Annotated in this window: 12 protein-coding genes and 1 pseudogene; 7 read left to right on the forward strand and 6 right to left on the reverse strand. The window is 63.3% G+C overall.

Features of this window, described 5'->3' with window-relative positions:
• The 3 genes from ASB58_RS18145 to ASB58_RS18155 form a co-directional block, all read left to right on the forward strand.
• On the forward strand, positions 1–3,747 hold a 3,747-nt coding region (locus ASB58_RS18145), incomplete at its 5' end, for an Hpt domain-containing protein (protein WP_118131866.1).
• The gene (locus ASB58_RS18150) at positions 3,740–4,711 is read left to right on the forward strand and encodes a chemotaxis protein CheB (RefSeq protein WP_118131880.1); all 972 of its coding nucleotides are present in this window, start codon (positions 3,740–3,742) and stop codon (positions 4,709–4,711) included. The genes ASB58_RS18145 and ASB58_RS18150, both read left to right, overlap by 8 nt.
• 35 nt (positions 4,712–4,746) lie before the next feature.
• Positions 4,747–5,220, forward strand: coding sequence for a chemotaxis protein CheW (locus tag ASB58_RS18155; protein WP_165771311.1), 474 nt, complete (start codon positions 4,747–4,749; stop codon positions 5,218–5,220).
• A gap of 10 nt (positions 5,221–5,230) precedes the next feature.
• Here ASB58_RS18155 and ASB58_RS18160 read toward each other — a convergent pair whose 3' ends face one another.
• Positions 5,231–6,466 carry an ATP-binding protein gene (locus ASB58_RS18160; protein WP_096005856.1) on the reverse strand — a complete coding sequence of 412 codons (1,236 nt, stop codon included), beginning with the start codon at positions 6,464–6,466 and terminating at the stop codon, positions 5,231–5,233.
• Between the two features lie 68 nt (positions 6,467–6,534).
• Positions 6,535–7,257, reverse strand: a complete 723-nt coding sequence (gene ompR / locus ASB58_RS18165; protein WP_118131867.1) for an osmolarity response regulator transcription factor OmpR — start codon at positions 7,255–7,257, stop codon at positions 6,535–6,537.
• A gap of 193 nt (positions 7,258–7,450) precedes the next feature.
• On the opposite strand from ompR, the gene ASB58_RS18170 reads away from it, so the two are divergent.
• From ASB58_RS18170 to gshA, 3 genes are all read left to right on the forward strand, one after another.
• Positions 7,451–9,793 carry a Tex family protein gene (locus ASB58_RS18170; protein WP_118131868.1) on the forward strand — a complete coding sequence of 781 codons (2,343 nt, stop codon included), beginning with the start codon at positions 7,451–7,453 and terminating at the stop codon, positions 9,791–9,793.
• A 4-nt stretch (positions 9,794–9,797) separates the two neighbouring features.
• Positions 9,798–10,202: a PaaI family thioesterase gene (locus ASB58_RS18175; RefSeq protein ID WP_096005822.1), complete on the forward strand. Its 405-nt coding sequence runs from the start codon at positions 9,798–9,800 to the stop codon at positions 10,200–10,202.
• A 79-nt stretch (positions 10,203–10,281) separates the two neighbouring features.
• Positions 10,282–11,859 carry a glutamate--cysteine ligase gene (gene gshA / locus ASB58_RS18180; protein ID WP_118131869.1) on the forward strand — a complete coding sequence of 526 codons (1,578 nt, stop codon included), beginning with the start codon at positions 10,282–10,284 and terminating at the stop codon, positions 11,857–11,859.
• A gap of 39 nt (positions 11,860–11,898) precedes the next feature.
• On the opposite strand, the gene ASB58_RS18185 is transcribed toward gshA, so the two are convergent.
• Positions 11,899–12,303, reverse strand: coding sequence for a flagellar basal body-associated FliL family protein (locus ASB58_RS18185; RefSeq protein ID WP_118131870.1), 405 nt, complete (start codon positions 12,301–12,303; stop codon positions 11,899–11,901).
• Between the two features lie 209 nt (positions 12,304–12,512).
• Here ASB58_RS18185 and ASB58_RS18190 point away from each other — a divergent pair, with 209 nt between their 5' ends.
• On the forward strand, positions 12,513–13,490 hold the full coding sequence (locus ASB58_RS18190) for an NADPH:quinone oxidoreductase family protein (RefSeq protein WP_096005819.1): 978 nt from the start codon (positions 12,513–12,515) through the stop codon (positions 13,488–13,490).
• A gap of 182 nt (positions 13,491–13,672) precedes the next feature.
• On the opposite strand, the gene trmL is transcribed toward ASB58_RS18190, so the two are convergent.
• The 3 genes and pseudogenes from trmL to ASB58_RS20620 form a co-directional block, all read right to left on the reverse strand.
• Complete coding sequence (gene trmL / locus ASB58_RS18195) at positions 13,673–14,137, reverse strand: tRNA (uridine(34)/cytosine(34)/5-carboxymethylaminomethyluridine(34)-2'-O)-methyltransferase TrmL (protein ID WP_096005818.1); 465 nt, start codon at positions 14,135–14,137, stop codon at positions 13,673–13,675.
• 267 nt (positions 14,138–14,404) lie between these two features.
• On the reverse strand, positions 14,405–15,871 hold the full coding sequence (locus ASB58_RS18200) for a TolC family protein (RefSeq protein WP_181977971.1): 1,467 nt from the start codon (positions 15,869–15,871) through the stop codon (positions 14,405–14,407).
• 69 nt (positions 15,872–15,940) lie between these two features.
• Positions 15,941–18,466 (reverse strand): annotated as a pseudogene (locus tag ASB58_RS20620) (Ig-like domain-containing protein); the annotation flags it as partial.

Genomic DNA, 18,466 nt, shown 5'->3' on the forward strand with positions numbered 1-18,466 from the left:
CCAGAGCCAGAGCCAGAGCCAGAGCCAGAGCCAGAGCCAGAGCCAGAGCCAGAGCCAGAGCCAGAGCCAGAGCCAGAGCCAGAGCCAGTGGTTGCCGGCGGCATGGACCCGGTGCTGCTGGATATCTTCCGTAATGAAACCCGCACGCATATCGACCAGATCAATGCGTATCTGGGCGAGTGTCGCGACTACGGCTTGCCGCGCGCGCTCAGCGACGCATTGCAGCGAGCCCTGCATACGCTCAAGGGCAGTGCGCACATGGCCGGCGTCCAGCCCATCGCCGTGCTGGCCAGCCCGCTGGAAAAACTGTGCAAGGAGTTCAAGGCCAACCTGGTGTCAGCCGATGCCGCACTGGTCGAGCTGCTGAGCGACGCGGTGACCCTGTTCGAACAGGGCCTGCAGCAGTTGGCGTACGACCCGCATGCGCCGATTGCCGGCACCGACGACTTCCTGCTGCGTCTTCAGCAACTGCACCAGCAGGGCCTGATGGCGCGGGAAACTGGGCGCGGCGAGTTGGAAGCGCCGGACAGCGCCGACCTGATGTCGATCTTCCTGACCGATGGGATCGACTTGCTGCTGGATGTCAGTGATGAGCTGAGCATGCGTCAGCCCGGCGCGTCCGTTGAGCTGGACAGCGACGGCCTGGTCCGCAGCCTCAACTCGCTGGCGGAGGTTGCCGGCGAGGTTGAGCTGGGTCCGCTGCAACAGCTCGCCGAGACCCTGGAGCATGTCCATGAACGCCTGCACAGCGGCCTGCTGCTGCCCGACGAGGACGTGCTGCAGGCGCTGGCCGACGGACACGAGCGGCTGATCGGCATGATGGATCAGGTCGCGGCGCATCAGCATCTGCTACCTGCCACGCGTGAGCTGCAGGCCCTGCAGGCGCTGATTCCCGGCGCGGTTGACGCTGCCCCGGCGCCCGCGCCGGCCGGCACTGCTGCCAGCCTGCCTGCCAGCGGCAGCTGGAATCCGGCCCAGGCCGGCACCGATGCTGAGCTGGTCGACATCTTCCTGGAGGAAGCCCAGGAGATTATCGACAGCGCTTCGGCGAGCCTGCAGCAGTGGATTGCCGACACCGGCAATACCATCGCCGTCGAGGCATTGCAGCGTGATTTGCACACCCTCAAGGGTGGCGCGCGCATGGCCGAGATCCGTCCGGTAGGCGACTTGGCCCATGAGATGGAATTTGTCTACGAAGGCCTCTGTGACCAGCGCTACCAGCCCAGTCAGGGGCTGATAGCGCTGTTGCACGCCTGTCACGATGCCCTCGCGGATATGGTTGAGGGTGTGGTGGCTGGCCGTCCGATCAGCGACGGCGCGGCTCTTATCTCGGCGATCAACGGTTTCCGCAAACACCCCGATCAGGAGCCCGTGCTGCCGGGCGCTGGCACCGAGCCGGCGCCAGTGGTGCCCGAGCCGGATGCCGCTGAGGTCGTCGCGCCGGCCGGCCCCGCGCTGCCTGGCATGCTGGCCATGTTTGTCGAAGAGGCCCGTGAGCTGCTGGCGCCCTGCCAAACGCTGTTGTTCGCGCTGGACGATGACCCGAGCGCGGCAGCGAACCTGCTGCACCGTATCGAAACCCTCAAGGGCAGCGCCCGTCTCGCCGGTCAGCAGGCGCTGGCCGACCAGGCCAGACAGCTGGAAGCGGCGCTGCACGAGGGGCGCGCTGACAGTGCCCAGCTGTCCGCGCTGGAACAGGCGGTGGATGCGCTGGCAGCCGGTGCTGACTGGTCGCCGGCAGCTGAGCCGGTCTTTACACCGCCGGCCACGCCCCCAGCCGCTCCGGCGCCGTCAGCTCCGGCCGTGGTGTCCGAGGGGCCGTCCCTTGCCGAGGTCAACGGCATGCTGCGCGAGGCCATGGAGGCCAGCAGTCAGGCGGCGGGCGATAGCAGCGCCAAGCGCAGCACCAGCCAGGAAAGCGTCAAGGTATCGGCCAACCTTTTGGAGGAGCTGGTTAACCTGGCGGGCGAAACCTCTATCTTCCGTGGTCGTATCGAGCAGCAGGTGAGCGATGTCGGTCACCTGCTCGAAGACGTTGAGAGCACCATTGAGCGTGTGCGTGATCAGTTGCGCCGGCTTGATATGGAAACCCAGGCGCAGATTCTGTCGCGCCACCAGGACGAACTGGGCGCGGGCTACGAGGATTTTGACCCGCTGGAAATGGACCAGTACTCGCAGTTGCAGCAGCTGTCGCGCTCGCTGTTCGAGTCGGCCTCTGACTTGCTGGACCTGAAGGAGACGTTGGCGACCAAGAGCCGCGACGCCGAAACCCTGCTGTTGCAGCAGGCACGGGTCAACACCGAGCTGCAGGAAGGCCTGATGCGCACGCGCATGGTGCCATTTGAGCGCTTGCTGCCACGGCTGCGTCGGGTGGTGCGCCAGGTAGCCGGTGAGCTTGGCAAACAGGTCGAGCTGGTGGTTGGCAACGCCGAAGGCGAGATGGACCGTAGCGTGCTCGAACGCATGATCGGGCCGCTGGAGCACATGCTGCGCAACTCGGTGGATCACGGTATCGAATTGCCGGATAGCCGCGCTCAGTCCGGCAAGCAGGCAGAGGGGCGCATCTGGCTGGATCTGGCACGTGAGGGCGGCGAGATTGTCCTGACGCTGCAGGATGACGGCGCCGGTATCCGCCTGGATGCTGTACGCAGCAAGGCCATCGAGCGTGGCCTGATGGACGCGGACGCCGAACTGACCGATCAGCAGGTACTGCAGTACATTCTCGAGGCGGGGTTCTCTACCGCCGAGAAAGTGACCCAGATCTCCGGGCGTGGCGTCGGCATGGATGTGGTCAACGCCGAGGTCAAACAGCTGGGTGGCAACATGACCCTGAGCACCGAGCCGGGCGTGGGGACCACCTTTGTGATTCGCCTGCCGTTCACCGTGTCGGTCAACCGCGCGCTGATGGTCTACTCCGGCGAAGACCTGTACGCCATTCCGCTGAATACCATCGAGGGCATCGTGCGGGTCTCCGGCTACGAGCTGGAAGCCTATTACGCACCCGATGCGCCGCCCTTTGAATACGCCGGCAAAACTTATGACCTGCGCTACCTGGGTGACCTGCTGGTTACCGGTCAGCAGCCGAAGCTGACCGGCCACAGCCTGCCGCTGCCGGTCATTCTGGTGCGCGGCGCCGAGCACAGCGTGGCGGTGCAGGTCGACGCCCTGGCTGGCTCGCGGGAGATCGTGGTGAAAAACCTGGGCAAGCAGTTTGCCGTGGTGCCAGGTATTTCCGGCGCGACCATTCTCGGCGATGGCCGGGTGGTGGTGATTCTCGACCTGCTGGCGGTGATTCGTGCCCAGCAGGCGCTGCATGCCCAGCAGCAGTTGGCGGCGGAGCGCGCCGGCGACGGAGTCGACTACGCCGAAGAGCGACCGACCTTGGTCATGGTGGTGGACGATTCGATCACCGTGCGTAAGGTCACCACGCGCCTGCTCGAGCGCAATGGCATGGAGGTGGTGACGGCCAAGGATGGGGTGGATGCGATTGCCAAGCTGCAGGACCTGACTCCGGACATCATGCTGCTGGATATTGAAATGCCGCGCATGGACGGCTTCGAGGTGGCTACGCTGGTGCGTCATGATGAGCGTCTGTCGCAGTTGCCGATCATCATGATTACCTCGCGTACCGGCGAGAAGCACCGTGAGCGCGCACTGTCGATCGGAGTCAACGAGTATCTTGGCAAGCCCTATCAGGAAGCGCAGTTGCTGGAGGTGATTGCCGAGTTGGTTGCTGCGGGTGACTGATCGTACCGCGGCGATCGCGCTGCTGGCCGGGCATGCCGGCAAGCGTCGCCAGCTGGCACAGGTGCTGGCGGAGTTCGGCTATGCAGTCGTCTTCGCCGATGACCCGGCCGGGTTGACCGCGAGCGAGCTGGAGCAGGTCAGCACGGACGCCTGGCTGCTGGAGTTGGCCGAGGAGTCTCCGCTGGCCGACTGGCTGCTTGAACATAGCAGCGCGCCGGTGTTGCTCGGCGCGGGCGAAATACCCAAACAGGACAGTGAGGACTATCCCCGCTGGCAGCGCCGGCTCTACGGCAAGTTGCTACCGTTGCTGGGCGAGCCGCCGGGTGGTCAGGCACCGGTACTGCCGGCGCCGCTGTTGCCTGCCGCAAGGCCGCAGCAGGCGCCCTGTGTCTGGGTGCTTGGTGCCTCGCTGGGCGGTCCGGCAGCGGTCAAGCAGTTCCTGGATTGTCTGCCGGCCGACTTGCCGGTGGCCTTTATCTATGCCCAGCATATCGACGCCGGGTTTGAGCAACAGTTGCCGCAGATTCTGGGGCGCCAGAATGACTGGCGCATCCTCAACTGTCAGCCAGGGGCGCACCTGCAGGCTGGTGAAGTGCTGGTTGCGCCGATCGCGCGGAGCCTGGGCTTTGGTGCCGACGGTGAGGTGTTGTTGAGTGACGCTCCCTGGCCCGGGCCCTATCGGCCTTCGATTGCCGCGGTGCTGGATGCGGTGTGTGATGGCTTTGGCCCCGCCTGCGGCGCAATCATTTTCAGTGGTATGGGGGAGGATGGCGTCGAGGCCTGTGGCCGCATGCGCCGCCAAGGTATCGAAGTCTGGACCCAGGATACCGCCAGCGCAGCCTGTGCAACCATGCCCGGGGCCGTGCAGGCGGCCGGTTTCAGTCATCGCCAGGGCACTCCGGAGCAGCTGGCGCAGGCGCTGCAGCACTGGCTGCGGCAAGAATGGTCGGCCCTGGCCGGCTAGAGCAACCCATCAAGGCAGTAAGGGAGAAGGACGTCATGTCTGAGGCGCTGGAGAGTATCAACGGTCTGATCGTGCCATTGCTGAACGATCCGCTGCTGCTGCCGAACGTGGCAGTGGCCGAGCTGGTGGGCTACCGCCTCAGCCAGGCAGCCAATCAGGGGCCGGAGTGGTTCCTCGGCTGGACCCAATGGCGTGACCAGCCGGTGCCTATGGTCGACCTGGACGCCCTACGTGCACAGGGTGGTGAGCCGGCGGAAGGGGCGCAGCCGCGCACCCTGATTCTCAATGCCCTGGGGGGCACTGGCCTGCATTTCATCGGTCTGCGAGTCTGGGGTATTCCGCGCTCGCGCAAACTGCTGCGCGATGAGCTGCAGACCCTCGATGGGCCCGCCAGCTACCAGCTGCAACGGGTCACTGTCAGTGACGAGCCGCAGCCGTTGCTGATTCCCGACTTGCTGGCTGTTGAGCGGGCGCTCGAGCAAGCAGGTCTGCTGCGCCGGGCATCCTGAATCGCCGGCGTCAGCTGACCAACACAAAACTCAGGCGCGCCTCGGTGCCGCCGTCTACCCGGTTGAGCAGTTGTACGCGGGCACCATGGCTGTCAGCGATGCGTTTCACGATCGCCAGTCCGAGCCCGGTTCCCTTGGTAGAGCGCGCCTGATCGCCGCGGATGAAGGGGCTGAACAGCGCGTCGTTTTCCAACGCCTCCACACCCGGACCGCGGTCCAGTACGCTGACGGTCAGCAGGCGCTCGCCGTCCTGACTATGGACATAGGTGCACACCTCCACGCCGCTGCCGCCGTGCACCAGGGCATTGTCGATCAGGTTGATCAGCACGCGTTTCATCGATAACCGCCGCAGGCTCAGGCGCGGTACCTCGGCCAGGCACAGGCGAACCACCTCGCCGTTGCTGTTCAGCGGTGCCACCACTTCACGAATCAGCTCGTTGATATCGGCTTCTTCCGTGGGCTCGGCGCTGCCATCGCGAATATAGCTCATGAACTGCTCGAGAATGGCGTCCATGTCCTCGATATCGCGGATCATGCCATCGGTCAGCTCCGGCTCGGCATCGGACAACAGCTCGGTCGACAGGCGCATGCGCGTCAGCGGCGTGCGCAGGTCGTGAGATACCCCGGCCAGCAGCATGGTGCGGTCGCGGTTGGCCTGTTCGACGTCCTGTGACATCTGGTTGAAGGCCCGGTACACCTCGGATATTTCCGACGGCCCGCTGGTGTCCAGTAGGCGCACCGTCTGGCCGCGACCGATGCGTTGGGCGGCCCGTTCCAGCATTTTCAGTGGGTGGTTAAGCTGGCGCACCAGCAACCAGGCGGCTGCAGTCGACAGCATGCCGATCAGCACCAGCCAGGTCACCACCAACCAGACGCGCTGGCCGCGCAGCGGGTGGGCGTAGAGCGGTACCTTCAACCAGTAGTTGCCGTAGATCGGCTGATGAATCCAGACCGCGGGATGGGCTTGAGTCTGTACCCGGACTTCAGTCTGGTCACCCAGCTCGTCACGCAACTGGTGGGTAAAGATACCGGAGTAGGGCCAGTGCACCTCACCCTGGGGTACCTGCTCGGGCACCATCACACGGATACCGGTCATTTCCTCGATGTCGTGACGCGCGGCCGGGCCGCTGGCCCAGTAGGCGCGGACCAGCATGGCGGTGCCGTGACTGTATTGGCGATCCACCAGCAGGTCTTCGTTGCTCAGCAGATACAGCAGGGTCAGCACCTGTGAAAACAGGGTGACCATGAGTACCAGCAAAATGGTGCGGCCAAAGAAACTGCGCGGCAGTAGTGGGTGCCAGCCGGGACCGCCCTTCACGTACCTTGGCCGTCCGGTACAAAGACATAACCCACGCCCCAGACAGTCTGGATGTAGCGTGGCTTGGACGGATCGGGCTCAAGCATGCGGCGCAGACGGGATATCTGCACGTCAATTGAACGCTCCAGCGCGTCCCACTCGCGGCCACGGGCCAGCTGCATCAGCTTGTCGCGGGTCAGCGGTTCGCGCGGGTGGCGTACCAGCGCCTTGAGCACGGCGAACTCGCCGGTGGTCAGCATGTTGACCTCGTTGCCGCGGGTCAGCTCACGGGTTGCCAGATTCAGGGTGAACTCGCCAAAGGTCACCTGATCGTCGTCGGCGCTGGGCGCGCCCGGCACTTGCGGCGCCTGCCGGCGTAACACGGCCTTCATGCGGGCCACCAGCTCGCGTGGGTTGAAGGGCTTGGGCAGGTAGTCGTCGGCACCGATTTCCAGGCCCTGGATGCGGCTGGTTTCGTCGCCTTTGGCGGTCAGCATGATGATCGGCGTGGTGTTGCCCTCAGCCCGCAGGCGGGCGCAGGCGCTCATACCGTCTTCGCCGGGCAGCATCAGGTCGAGCACGATCAGCGAGTAGATCTCGCGGGCCAGCAGACGGTCCATCTGAGCAACGTCTTCCACCGCCCTGACACGGTATCCCTGCTCGCCCAGAAAGCGCTCGAGCAGTCGCCGCAGCCGTACGTCGTCATCGACAATCAGGATTTTTTCGCCTTCGCCTGTCATGGATACCTACCTGGATTGATGAGCTGGCATTGTGACCCAGGCCCCGTGACTTGCGGGCTGGCCATTGTTACAAGAGGTTTCTTTTTACCCTGTTATGAAGGCATCATCCAGCCGCTTGATGGAGGCCGACCAGAATGCCCTGTCTCGGTTATACTGCCCGCCCTGTTTTAGCTATCAGTGGAAGTGTCTCACCATGCAGAGTATTGCCGCGCGCATCGCCAGCGAGCTGACGGTCCGTCCCGAGCAGGTCGCCGCAACGGTCGCCCTGCTGGACGAGGGGGCCAGCGTTCCGTTTATTGCCCGTTACCGCAAGGAGGTGACCGGCAGCCTGGACGACACCCAGTTGCGCTATCTGGAAGAGCGCCTGCGTTATCTGCGTGAACTGGAAGACCGCCGCAGTGCGGTATTGTCGAGCATCGCCGAGCAGGGCAAGCTCAGCCCCGAGCTGGAGCGTGATATCCGTGACGCCGACACCAAGACCCGCCTCGAAGACCTTTACCTGCCGTACAAGCCCAAGCGCCGCACCAAGGGCCAGATTGCCATCGAGGCAGGACTGGAGCCGCTGGCTGACGCCCTGTTTGATGATCCGACGCTGGACCCCGAACAGCAGGCCGCCACCTTTGTCGATGCCGATAAAGGGGTAGCCGACGTCAAGGCGGCGCTGGACGGTGCCAAGTACATCCTGATGGAGCGCTTTGCCGAGAACGCCAGCCTGCTGGAGCGTCTGCGCAGCGCCCTGCGTGAGGATGGCCGTGTGGCGTCCCGTGTAGTGGCGGGCAAGGAGCAGGAAGGCGCCAAGTTTGCCGACTACTTCGAATACGACGAGCCGCTGAAAAAGGTGCCTTCGCACCGCGCGCTGGCGATTTTACGTGGCCGCAACGAAGGTGTGTTGAGCATTGCCCTGGAGCTGGGTGATGCCGAGCCGGTACCGGGCAGCCTGCACCCGTGCGAGGGGTTGATCGCCGAGACTGTGGGTATCAGCAACCAGGGCCGTGCCGCGGACCGTTGGCTCAACGAGGTAGTGCGCTGGACCTGGCGGGTGAAGCTGCTGGGCCATCTGGAAACCGAGCTGCTGGGTGAGCTGCGCGAAGCCGCTGAAGACGAGGCCATTCGCGTCTTCGCCAGCAACCTGAAGGATCTGCTGCTGTCGGCTCCGGCCGGTCAGCGAGTCACCCTGGGGCTGGACCCGGGGCTGCGTACCGGCGTCAAGGTGGTGGTGGTGAATGCCACCGGCAAGCTGCTGGACACCGCGACCATCTTCCCGCATGCGCCGCGCAATGACTGGGACCGCTCGCTGGCAACCCTGGCAGCGCTGTGCGGCAAGCATCAGGTTGATCTGATTGCGGTCGGCAACGGCACTGCCTCGCGTGAGACCGACAAGCTGGCGGCAGACCTGATCAAGCTGTGCAGCGGCCAGAAAATGCAGAAGGTGATGGTCTCCGAGGCGGGCGCCTCGGTGTATTCCGCCTCCGAGCTGGCGGCTCGCGAATTCCCGGATCTGGATGTCACCTACCGTGGCGCGGTGTCCATTGCCCGTCGTCTGCAGGACCCGCTGGCCGAGCTGGTGAAAATCGAGCCCAAGGCCATCGGTGTTGGCCAGTACCAGCACGACGTGTCACAAGTGAAGCTGGCGCGTGGTCTGGACGCCGTGGTGGAAGACTGTGTGAACGCCGTTGGGGTGGACTTGAACACCGCCTCTGCGGCGCTGCTGACCCGTGTCTCCGGCCTTAACCCGAGCATTGCCCAGAATATCGTTGATTACCGCGATATCAATGGCGCCTTCCGCAATCGCCGAGAGCTGCTCAAGGTCAGCCGCCTCGGCGAGAAAACCTTCGAGCAGGCCGCCGGCTTCCTGCGGGTCATGAACGGCGACAACCCGCTGGATGCCTCGGCCGTGCACCCGGAAGCCTATCCGCTGGTCGAGCGCATTGCCGGAGATACCGGTCGTGATGTGCGTGGCCTGATTGGCGACTCCACCTTCCTGCGCAAGCTGGAACCGGCGCGCTACACCGACGAGCGCTTTGGCATCCCGACCATCACCGACGTGCTGCGCGAGCTGGACAAGCCCGGCCGTGACCCGCGCCCGGAGTTCAAGGCTGCCGAGTTCCAGGAGGGCGTGGAAAGCCTCAAGGACCTGAAGCCCGGCATGACGCTGGAGGGCGTGGTCACCAACGTTGCCAACTTTGGCGCCTTTGTCGATATCGGCGTGCATCAGGACGGTCTGGTACACATCTCCATGCTCTCGCAGCAGTTCGTCAAGGATCCGCGCGACGTGGTCAAGGCCGGTGATATCGTCAAGGTGAAGGTGCTGGAAGTGGATATCCCGCGTCAGCGCATCAGCCTGACCATGCGCATGGACGACAAGCCTCAACCGGCCAGCGAGCGCACTGCCGGTGAGCGCGCGCGCGGACGCCACAATGCGTCGCGTGGCGGCAGCGCTAACGGCAACAACAGCAACGGCAAACCCGGTCAGGGCAGCAGCACTGGCACCTTTGCCAACCTGTTTGCCAACGCCAAGAACCTGAAGAAGAAGTGACAGCATGAGCGACTTGCATCCGGCGCTGGCGGCTTTCGCCGCGCAGCGCAGCAGTGCCTTCACCGCCCTGGTCGGCATCGAGTTTACGGCGATTGAGCGCGGCCAGTGCACCCTGCGTCTGGCGATTGAGGACAAGCACTTCAATTCCACCGGACGAGCGCACGGCGGGGTGGTTTTTACCCTGCTGGACTCGGCCATGGGCGCGGCGGCCTTCAGCGTGCTGGAGCCGCATGAAGTGACGGCCACCATCGAGTGCAAGATCAACTACACTCGCGCGGTTACCGGCGGCGTGCTGGAATGCACGGGTAAGGTCATGCACGCCGGTACCCGTACCATAGTGGTGGACGGCGAGGTGTGGCAGGATGGCGCGCTGGTTGCCAAGTGTCTGGGTACCTTTGCCCGCATCTGACGGGCAGGGTTTAACGGCCTTTCTATACTGAACTGCATCGCCGCCCTGCCGGCGGCGACTCTGCCTAAGGAGTGACACCTTGTCACCACTGCTGCGAAAACGCCTCGATCTGCTGGCGCAGCCGGCCTCGCACCCCCTGCTGACTGACTGTCTGCATGGCATCGAAAAGGAAAGCCTGCGTATCACCGCCGACGGCAGCCTGGCGCATACGCCTCATCCAGCCGGCCTTGGCTCGGCGCTGACCCATCCGCGCATCACCACGGATTACTCCGAGGCGCTGCTGGAGCTGATCACCCCGGTCAGCCAGCGTGTTGACGGCTTGTTTGCCCAGCTCGACGAGATTCACCGCTTTACCTACAGTCAGCTGGGTGACGAGCTGCTGTGGACCGAGTCCATGCCCAGCCGCCTGCCGGCCAGTGATCAGGACATTCCGATTGCCTGGTATGGCACCTCGAATATCGGCACCCTGAAAAACGTCTATCGGCGCGGTCTGGCGGTGCGCTACGGCAAGGCGATGCAGTGCATTGCCGGCATTCACTACAACTTCTCCCTGCCACCGGGCCTGTGGCAACTGCTGCAGCAGCAAGAGGGCGGGCAGCAGAGCGCGCAGGACAACCAGTCGGCGCGCTACTTTGCGCTGATTCGAAACTTCCGCCGCTATGCCTGGTTGCTGATGTACCTGTTTGGCGCCTCGCCAGCGGTCTGCGCGAGCTTCTTGCAGGGGCGTGACCATCGGCTTGAGCCATTGGGTGAGCGCAGCCTGTATTTGCCCTGGGCGACCAGCTTGCGGATGAGCGACCTGGGCTATAACAACAACGCTCAGGCGGGGCTGAACATCTGCTACAACAGCCTGGATAACTACATTGCCAGCATGCTCAACGCCATCAGTCTGCCCTATGAGCCTTACGCGCAACTGGGCACGCACGATGCGAACGGCGAGTGGCAACAGCTCAACACCAATCTGCTGCAGATCGAGAACGAGTTCTATAGCCCGATCCGACCCAAGCGTGTTACCAACAGCGGCGAGAAACCGGTGCATGCCCTGCGCGAGCGCGGGGTGGAATACATCGAGGTTCGCTGCCTGGACATCGACCCCTTTGTACCGCTGGGCATTGAGCCGGCGACCGCTTACTTCCTCGATGCCTTCCTGCTGTTCTGTGCGCTGAACGATAGCCCGGACTTGAGCGACAGCGAGTGCGAGCACGCTGCCATCAACTTCAATCTGACGGTCAAGCGTGGCCGCGAGCCGGGGTTGATGCTGAATGACGGTGGCAGCGAACGCACGCTGGTCAGCTGGGGCGAGTCGCTGCTGGATGAGATTGCCGGCTGTGCCGCGCTGCTGGATCAGGTCAAGGGCGGTAACGCCTGTGCCAGCAGCCTGCAGCAGCAGCGCGCCAAGTTGCGAGACGCCAGTCTGACGCCGTCGGCGCGGGTGCTGGCGGCGATTGCCGAGCACGATAACAGCTTCTTCCGCTTTGCTCTGGCCCAGTCTGAAGCCCATAACCGCTACTTCCGTGAGCGTCCCCTCGACCCTGAGGCGCAGGCGGCCATGGCGGATGAGGCAGCCAGCTCACTGGCAGAACAGGCGGCGCTGGAAGAGGCGGATACGATCAGCTTCGATCGTTTTGTGGCCGACTATATGGCACAGTCTGCCTGAGTCGTCCGGCGGGTACCTAGCGTGCCCGCCGGCCCCGTTTTATTGCACGATCAGGTTGGTAAACAGCAGGTCGTCTACCAGCGGATCTCCCTCTTCCTCTTCCAGCACCTGTTGCACGGCGGCTAGCGCGTCGGCGCGCAGAGTCTCCTTGCCTTCCAGCGTGGACAGGTTTTCCGGTAGCTGTGCACTGAACAAAAACACCAGCGCATTGCGAATCAGCGCGTCGTGGTAGTGCAGCTTCTCGACCGCTGCCGGATCGTCGGTGCGCAGGGCCACATCGGCCTTGAGGTATTGAATGCGTGGACCACTGCCAAGGGTGCCGACAAAGGACGGTTTCAGCTCGACGTACTGAGCCTGTGGCGGTGGGGCTTCCTCTTCCTCGGCATGAGCAACGGGCAACAGGGCGCTCAGCAGCAGAGCGGCTAACAGGGCTTTGAAGTGCATGGCAGAAGGGCTCCTTGGATACCGGCACAGCATAGCCGAGCCGCCGCCCCGCGCCAAATGCCCGCGCTCTCGGACGATGGCGCGTTGAGGCCGTCAGGCACGACGCCCATGTTATGCGTAGCTATCAGCTCGAACCATGTTCGTTGACCCATAGCCCGGTGAAGCGACTAGACTGACGCCATTCATGCACGCAAACCTGGGAGATAAAAATGAAAGCGGTTCTGTGCAAGGCCTACGGTCCGGCCAGCAGTCTGGTGCTGGAAGAAACGACCGATCCGGTCGCCAAGAAAAACGAAGTCGTCATCGATATTCACGCTGCGGGCGTCAATTTCCCCGATACCCTGATCATCGAGGGCAAGTACCAGGTCAAGCCGCCGTTCCCGTTCTCACCGGGCGGTGAAGCCGCCGGCGTGGTCGCCAGTGTTGGCGAAAGCGTCAAGCACCTGAAAGTGGGCGATCGTGTCATGGGTCTGACCGGTTTCGGCAGCTTTGCTGAAAAGGTCGCTACCGATGCGATGCGCGTACTGCCGATGCCCGATGACATGGACTATGTCACCGCTGCCGGCTTCAGCATGACCTACGGCACCTCCATGCACGCCCTCAAGCAGCGTGGCGAACTCAAACCGGGCGAAACCCTGCTGGTGCTGGGCGCTTCCGGTGGCGTGGGTCTGGCTGCCGTTGAAATTGGCAAGGCCATGGGTGCCCGCGTCATCGCCGCCGCCTCCAGCGCCGAGAAGCTGGAAGTAGCCAAGGCCGCCGGCGCCGACGAGCTGATCAACTACAGCGAAGTCAGCCTGAAGGACGCCGTCAAGGAGCTGACCAACGGCCAGGGCGCGGACGTGATCTACGATCCGGTCGGCGGCGATCTGTTCGACCAGGCAGTGCGCAGCATCAACTGGAAAGGGCGTCTGCTGGTGGTTGGCTTTGCCAGCGGCCGTATCCCGGAGTTCCCGATCAACCTGGCGCTGCTCAAAGGCTCCTCCATCGTCGGCGTGTTCTGGGGGGCCTTTGCCGCCCGCGAGCCGCAGGCCAACCTGGAGAACTTCCAGCAGCTGTTCCGCTGGCACAGCGAAGGCAAACTCAAGCCGCTGGTCTCCCAGACCTTCGAGCTGAACGAGTACGAGGCCGCGCTGGATATCCTCAGCTCGCGCAAGGCGGTCGGTAAGGTAGTCGTCAAGACCCGCTAAGACCAGCCGCAGGCTGGCCTTAGCGGGAAGCCACAAGCTGCAAGAAAAAACCCGCGCGATTCAACACCGCGCGGGTTTTTCTTTGGCTCGAGATAGCCCCACAATTTTGGCAAATGCTTGACTGGCCTGCAGCCCAACTCATCCTGATGCGGCTTGCGGCTTGCGGCTTGCGGCTGGGCGCGCTAAAGCGCGCCCCCGTACCCCAGCTGTCGCCACGCTTCATAAATAAGGATCGCTGCGCTGTTCGACAGGTTCAGGCTGCGGCTGTCAGGGCGCATCGGAATGCGCAGCACCTGGTCCGCGGGCAACGCCTCGCGCACCTCAACGGGCAGGCCGCGACTCTCTGGGCCGAACAGAAACAGGTCGCCGGCAGCGAACTGCACCTCGCTGAAGTTCTGCGTGCCCTTGGTACTCAAGGCAAAGACGCGATTAGCCTCTACCGCTTGCAGACAGGCATCGAGGTTGGGATACGTTTTGACTGCGGCAAACTCGTGATAATCCAGCCCCGCGCGACGCAGGCGCTTGTCGTCCAGCTCAAAGCCGAGCGGCTCGATCAGGTGCAACTGGCAGCCGGTATTGGCGCACAGGCGAATGATATTGCCGGTGTTCGGCGGGATTTCGGGTTCAAGCAGAGCGATATGGAACATGGTGACGGCTACGCAAGGGCGGAGCGGTAGGCTACCCGCTTCAAGCTTCAAGCTTCAAGCTTCAAGCTAGAAGCAGGCCGTGGTGTTGCGGGCGCTTTGGGGGCGGAAGGCTGGAGGCCCGAGGCTGGAAGGCATAGGCGGAGTGGGTGGTTGGATTCCCCCGCAAATAGCGTTAATCCGGTCCCACTCCCAGGCTCGCTTCAGCCCTTCATTGCGGCTTCCAGCCTAAAGCTTAAAGCCTTCAGCTGATTGGCTTCCAGCCCAGCGTCAGAGTTCGCCGCGCTCCCAGCGTTGCTCGCTGGCTACCAGTGCGGCAGAAATGTCCTGCAGGCTGGTCGACGGCAGCTGTTCGGGCAGTGGGTCGATGCCGACACTGGAGAACAGCTGGCCATAGGCATTACGCAGCTCGGCGTAGGACAGATCACGGCGCAGCTCGGCCTGCAGGGCACTCATTTCGCCACGGATCAGGTCAAGTTCGCCGATGCTGCGAGCCTCGCGGCGGTTGCGCAGCTGCGTGACGATCTGCTGATCCAGTGACGACAGCTCTTCGCTGGTCTTGAACTGGCGCAGGGCCTCGTTGTAGTTGGCGTTGGCTACATGCAACTGCGCCAGTACCGCTACCGACATCGCCTGGCGGCGTGCCGTGGCGACGGCTTCCCCGGCCTTGGCAGCGTCAATGGCGGTGGGCGCGGACAGCACATTCAGCAGGTTCCAGGTGACCTTGACGCCATAGTCCGCCCAGCTCTGGTTGACCAGGAAGGAGTTGCTGTCGTAGTGACCGCCGGCGGAGAACTCCAGGCCCGGTAGCATGCGCAGCATCGCCTTGCGGGTTTCTGCAGCGCTGATACGCGCCTGGTAGTCCTGTTCGCGCAGTTCAGGGCGGTGGGCCAGTGCCTGCTCTTCGAGTTGCTCAAGTGACAGCGCCAACTCAGGGACATCGTAGTTGTCGCTCGTGGCCAGGGTGAAATCGCTACCCAGCGGAAGATTGATCAGGGTCGCCAGCTCGGTCTTGGCCAGCGAAAGAGCTTTGCGCTGTTCTTCCAGCGTGCGGGTGGTTTCGATCAGCGTGCGCTGGTAGTTGAGCGCCTCTACCGGGTCGCCGACCCGCTGGTTGCTCATCTGCTGACTGTCGGCGCGGGCGGCATCGACCCGGGTCATCAGGCCGTCAATCTGACTGAGCAGGCGTTCGGCCGCGACGGCACGCCAGTAGGCGGAGCGGACATCCTGGGTAATGGTATGAATCACCTTGCGGCGCCGTTCTTCAACGATCAGGCGCTGATCCGACTTCTGCTTGGCGCTGACGTAACTAACGCCAAAGTCGAGTACGTTCCAGACCATGGTCAGGTCGGCAACGTCACGGTCGCGGTCCTGAGAGGTCGAAGGCTCCAGCGACTCGGTGCCGGTGCGAATGCTTTCGCTACTGGATGCGCTGATGTTGTCGCGCCCGGCATACCCCGCCGACAGGGCCATGCGCGGCAGCATATCGAAGGTGGCCAGGTCCAGCTGACGCTCGGACAGCGCCTGTTCCATGACCTTTAGACGGGCTTCCAGGTTGTATTTGACGGCACGGGCCATGGCCTCATGCAAGGTCAGTGGTGCGGTCAGCGGCTCCTGGTCTTGGTAAATAGCGACCAGATCGTCCTGCGCGCGTTGGGCGCTGGCGTTCAGGTCGATTGGCTGAGTCTGGACGGCGCAGCCGGTGATGGCGAGTGCCAGCAGGCTGATGCCGGCGATACGATGGTTATGCTTCATGCGTGAGCCGCCCCCTTTGTACGGCGCAGTGCAGTGTCAGTGCTGATGTCTTCATGATTGTTGTGTGGTGTTACTCATGCCCTTGAGGGCTGAGCTCAGCTGATGTGTTTTTTCTGTTTCCACGGCACTGAAGAAGCGCAGCTGTTGCTGCAGGCTAAACGCGCCCCCCGAGCGTTCAAGCAGAATGTCGAATGGGCTGTGTCCGGGTTTGAACAGGTCGGCCAGCGTGCTGCGATCGAACACGCCAGCGTCTCCGCCACCAAACCCCAGGAAGCCATTTGTGCTGCGCGAGCTGAATATCTGCGCGAACAGGCTGATCTGCATTGGGGTTGGGTTGATGAACGGATCGTTCAGGCTCAGGCCATTGCCAACAGTCGGCGGTGGCAGCAGCGACGGTGGCGGCTGCGGCGCGGTGGGCGGTGGCGCGATAAAGGGCGTGTCCGGCGTGCCCGTGCCTGGGTCAGGTATGTAATTGGCGGCAATAATGTCGTAACCCGGCACGCTGATGTTGGCCACCATGGCGTTACCGTTGCTGTCGGTGATGCCGCTGACAGCGGCGTTGACCGCAAGGCCCAGGCTGCCGAGGCCGGTTACGTCGGTGACGTTGACCTGCCAGGTTTGCGCATCGATTTGGGTCAGTGAGCTCAGGTTGCCGACGGCGTTGCCGGTGGTGACCAGAGCGAAATCGCCGAGATCGACACCGCTGACTGCTTCGCTGAAGGTTACGGTAAAGCTGACACTGTTGGCGTTGGTCGGCGATGGCCCGTCCAGGGCGATGTCGCTGATGGTGGGTGGCAGTGTGTCGATGCTGTAGTTGCCTGAATCGGTGGTGCCGGTGCCGGTATTACCTGCGGCATCGGTGTAGCCAGTGTTGTCCAGCGTGAGAATGTTGCTGCTGTCCTCGATGTTGCTGGTCGGCGTCAGGGTGGCGGTCCAGGTGATGCCACCATCGCTACTGATCAGGTCGCTCAGGATGCCGTTGGCGACCGTAAAGTCCGCAATGTCGAGGCCCGTCACCGCTTCGGAGAAGGTGATGGTCACGGTAGCGGTTTCGCCGAGCATCGGTGTAGCCCGTGTTGTTCAGGGTGATGGCGTTGCTGGCGCTTTCTACATTGGCAGTGGGCGTCAGGGTGGCAGTCCAGGTGATGCCGCCATCGTTGCTGGTCAGCCCGCTCAGAGCGCCATTGGCTACCGTAAAGTCGGTGACATCAAGCCCGCTTACTGCTTCGGAGAAGCTGATGGTGACCGTGGCGGTTTCGCCCACGCTCAGTGCGCTGTCGTCGATAGTAATGCTGGCGGTGGGGCGCAACGTGTCGATGGCGTAATTGCCGGAATCGGTGGTACCGGTGCCGGTATTGCCGGCGGCGTCGATGTAGCCGCTGTTGTTCAGTGTGATCAGGTTGCCGGTGCTTTCTACGCTGGCATCCGGCGTCAGGGTCGCCGTCCAGGTGATACCGCCGTCGCTGCTGGTCAGGTCGCTCAGGATGCCGTTGGCGACCGTAAAGTCCGCAATGTCGAGGCCCGTCACCGCCTCGGAGAAGGTGATGGTCACGGTAGCGGTTTCGCCGACGTTCAGCGCGCTGTCGTCGATAGCGATGCTGGCCGTTGGGCGGATCGTATCGATGCTGTAGTTGGCGGAGTTGGTGCTGCCGGCGCCGGTGTTGCCGGCTGCATCGGTGTAGCCCGTGTTGTTCAGGGTGATGGCGTTGCTGGCGCTTTCTATATTGGCAGTGGGCGTCAGGGTGGCAGTCCAGGTGATGCCGCCATCGCTACTGATCAGGTCGCTCAGGGTGCCGTTGGCGACCGTAAAGTTCGCAATGTCGAGGCCTGTCACCGCCTCGGAGAAGCTGATGGTGACTGTGGCGGTTTCTCCGGCAGCCAGCGCGGTGTCATCGATATTGATGCTGGCGGTTGGGCGCAGGGTATCGACGCTGTAATTGGCGGAGTCGGTGCTGCCGGCGCCGGTGTTGCCGGCTGCATCGGTGTAGCCGATGTTATTGAGGGTGATGATGTTGGTGCTGTCTTCGGTGCCGGCTGATGGCGTCAGGGTGGCAGTCCAGGTGATGCCGCCATCGCTGCTGGTCAGGCCGCTCAGGGTGCCGTTGGCTACCGTAAAGTCGGTAACAGCAAGCCCCGTTACCGCTTCGGTAAAGTTAATGGTCACCGTGGCGGTCTCGCCCACGCTCAGCGCGCTATCGTCGATGTTGATGCTGGCGGTTGGGCGGACCGTATCGATGGCGTAATTGCCGGAGTTGGTGGTGCCGGTCCCGCTGTTGCCAGCGATATCGGTGTAGCCGGAGTTATTAAGGGTGATCAGGTTGCTGGCGCTGTCTACATTACCAGTGGGCGTCAGGGTGGCAGTCCAGGTGATACCGCCATCGTTGCTGGTCAGGTCGCTAAGGGTGCCGTTGGCGACGGTAAAGTCGGCGACATCAAGCCCGTTTACTGCTTCGGAGAAGCTGATGGTGACCATGGCAGTTTCGCCCACGCTTAGCGCGCTGTCGTCGATAGTGATGCTGGCGGTTGGGCGGACCGTATCGATGGCGTAATTGCCGGAGTTGGTGGTGCCGGTCCCGC

It is taken from the genome of Pseudomonas abyssi, assembly GCF_003444685.1.
GTDB classification, from domain to species: Bacteria; Pseudomonadota; Gammaproteobacteria; order Pseudomonadales; family Pseudomonadaceae; genus Halopseudomonas; species Halopseudomonas abyssi.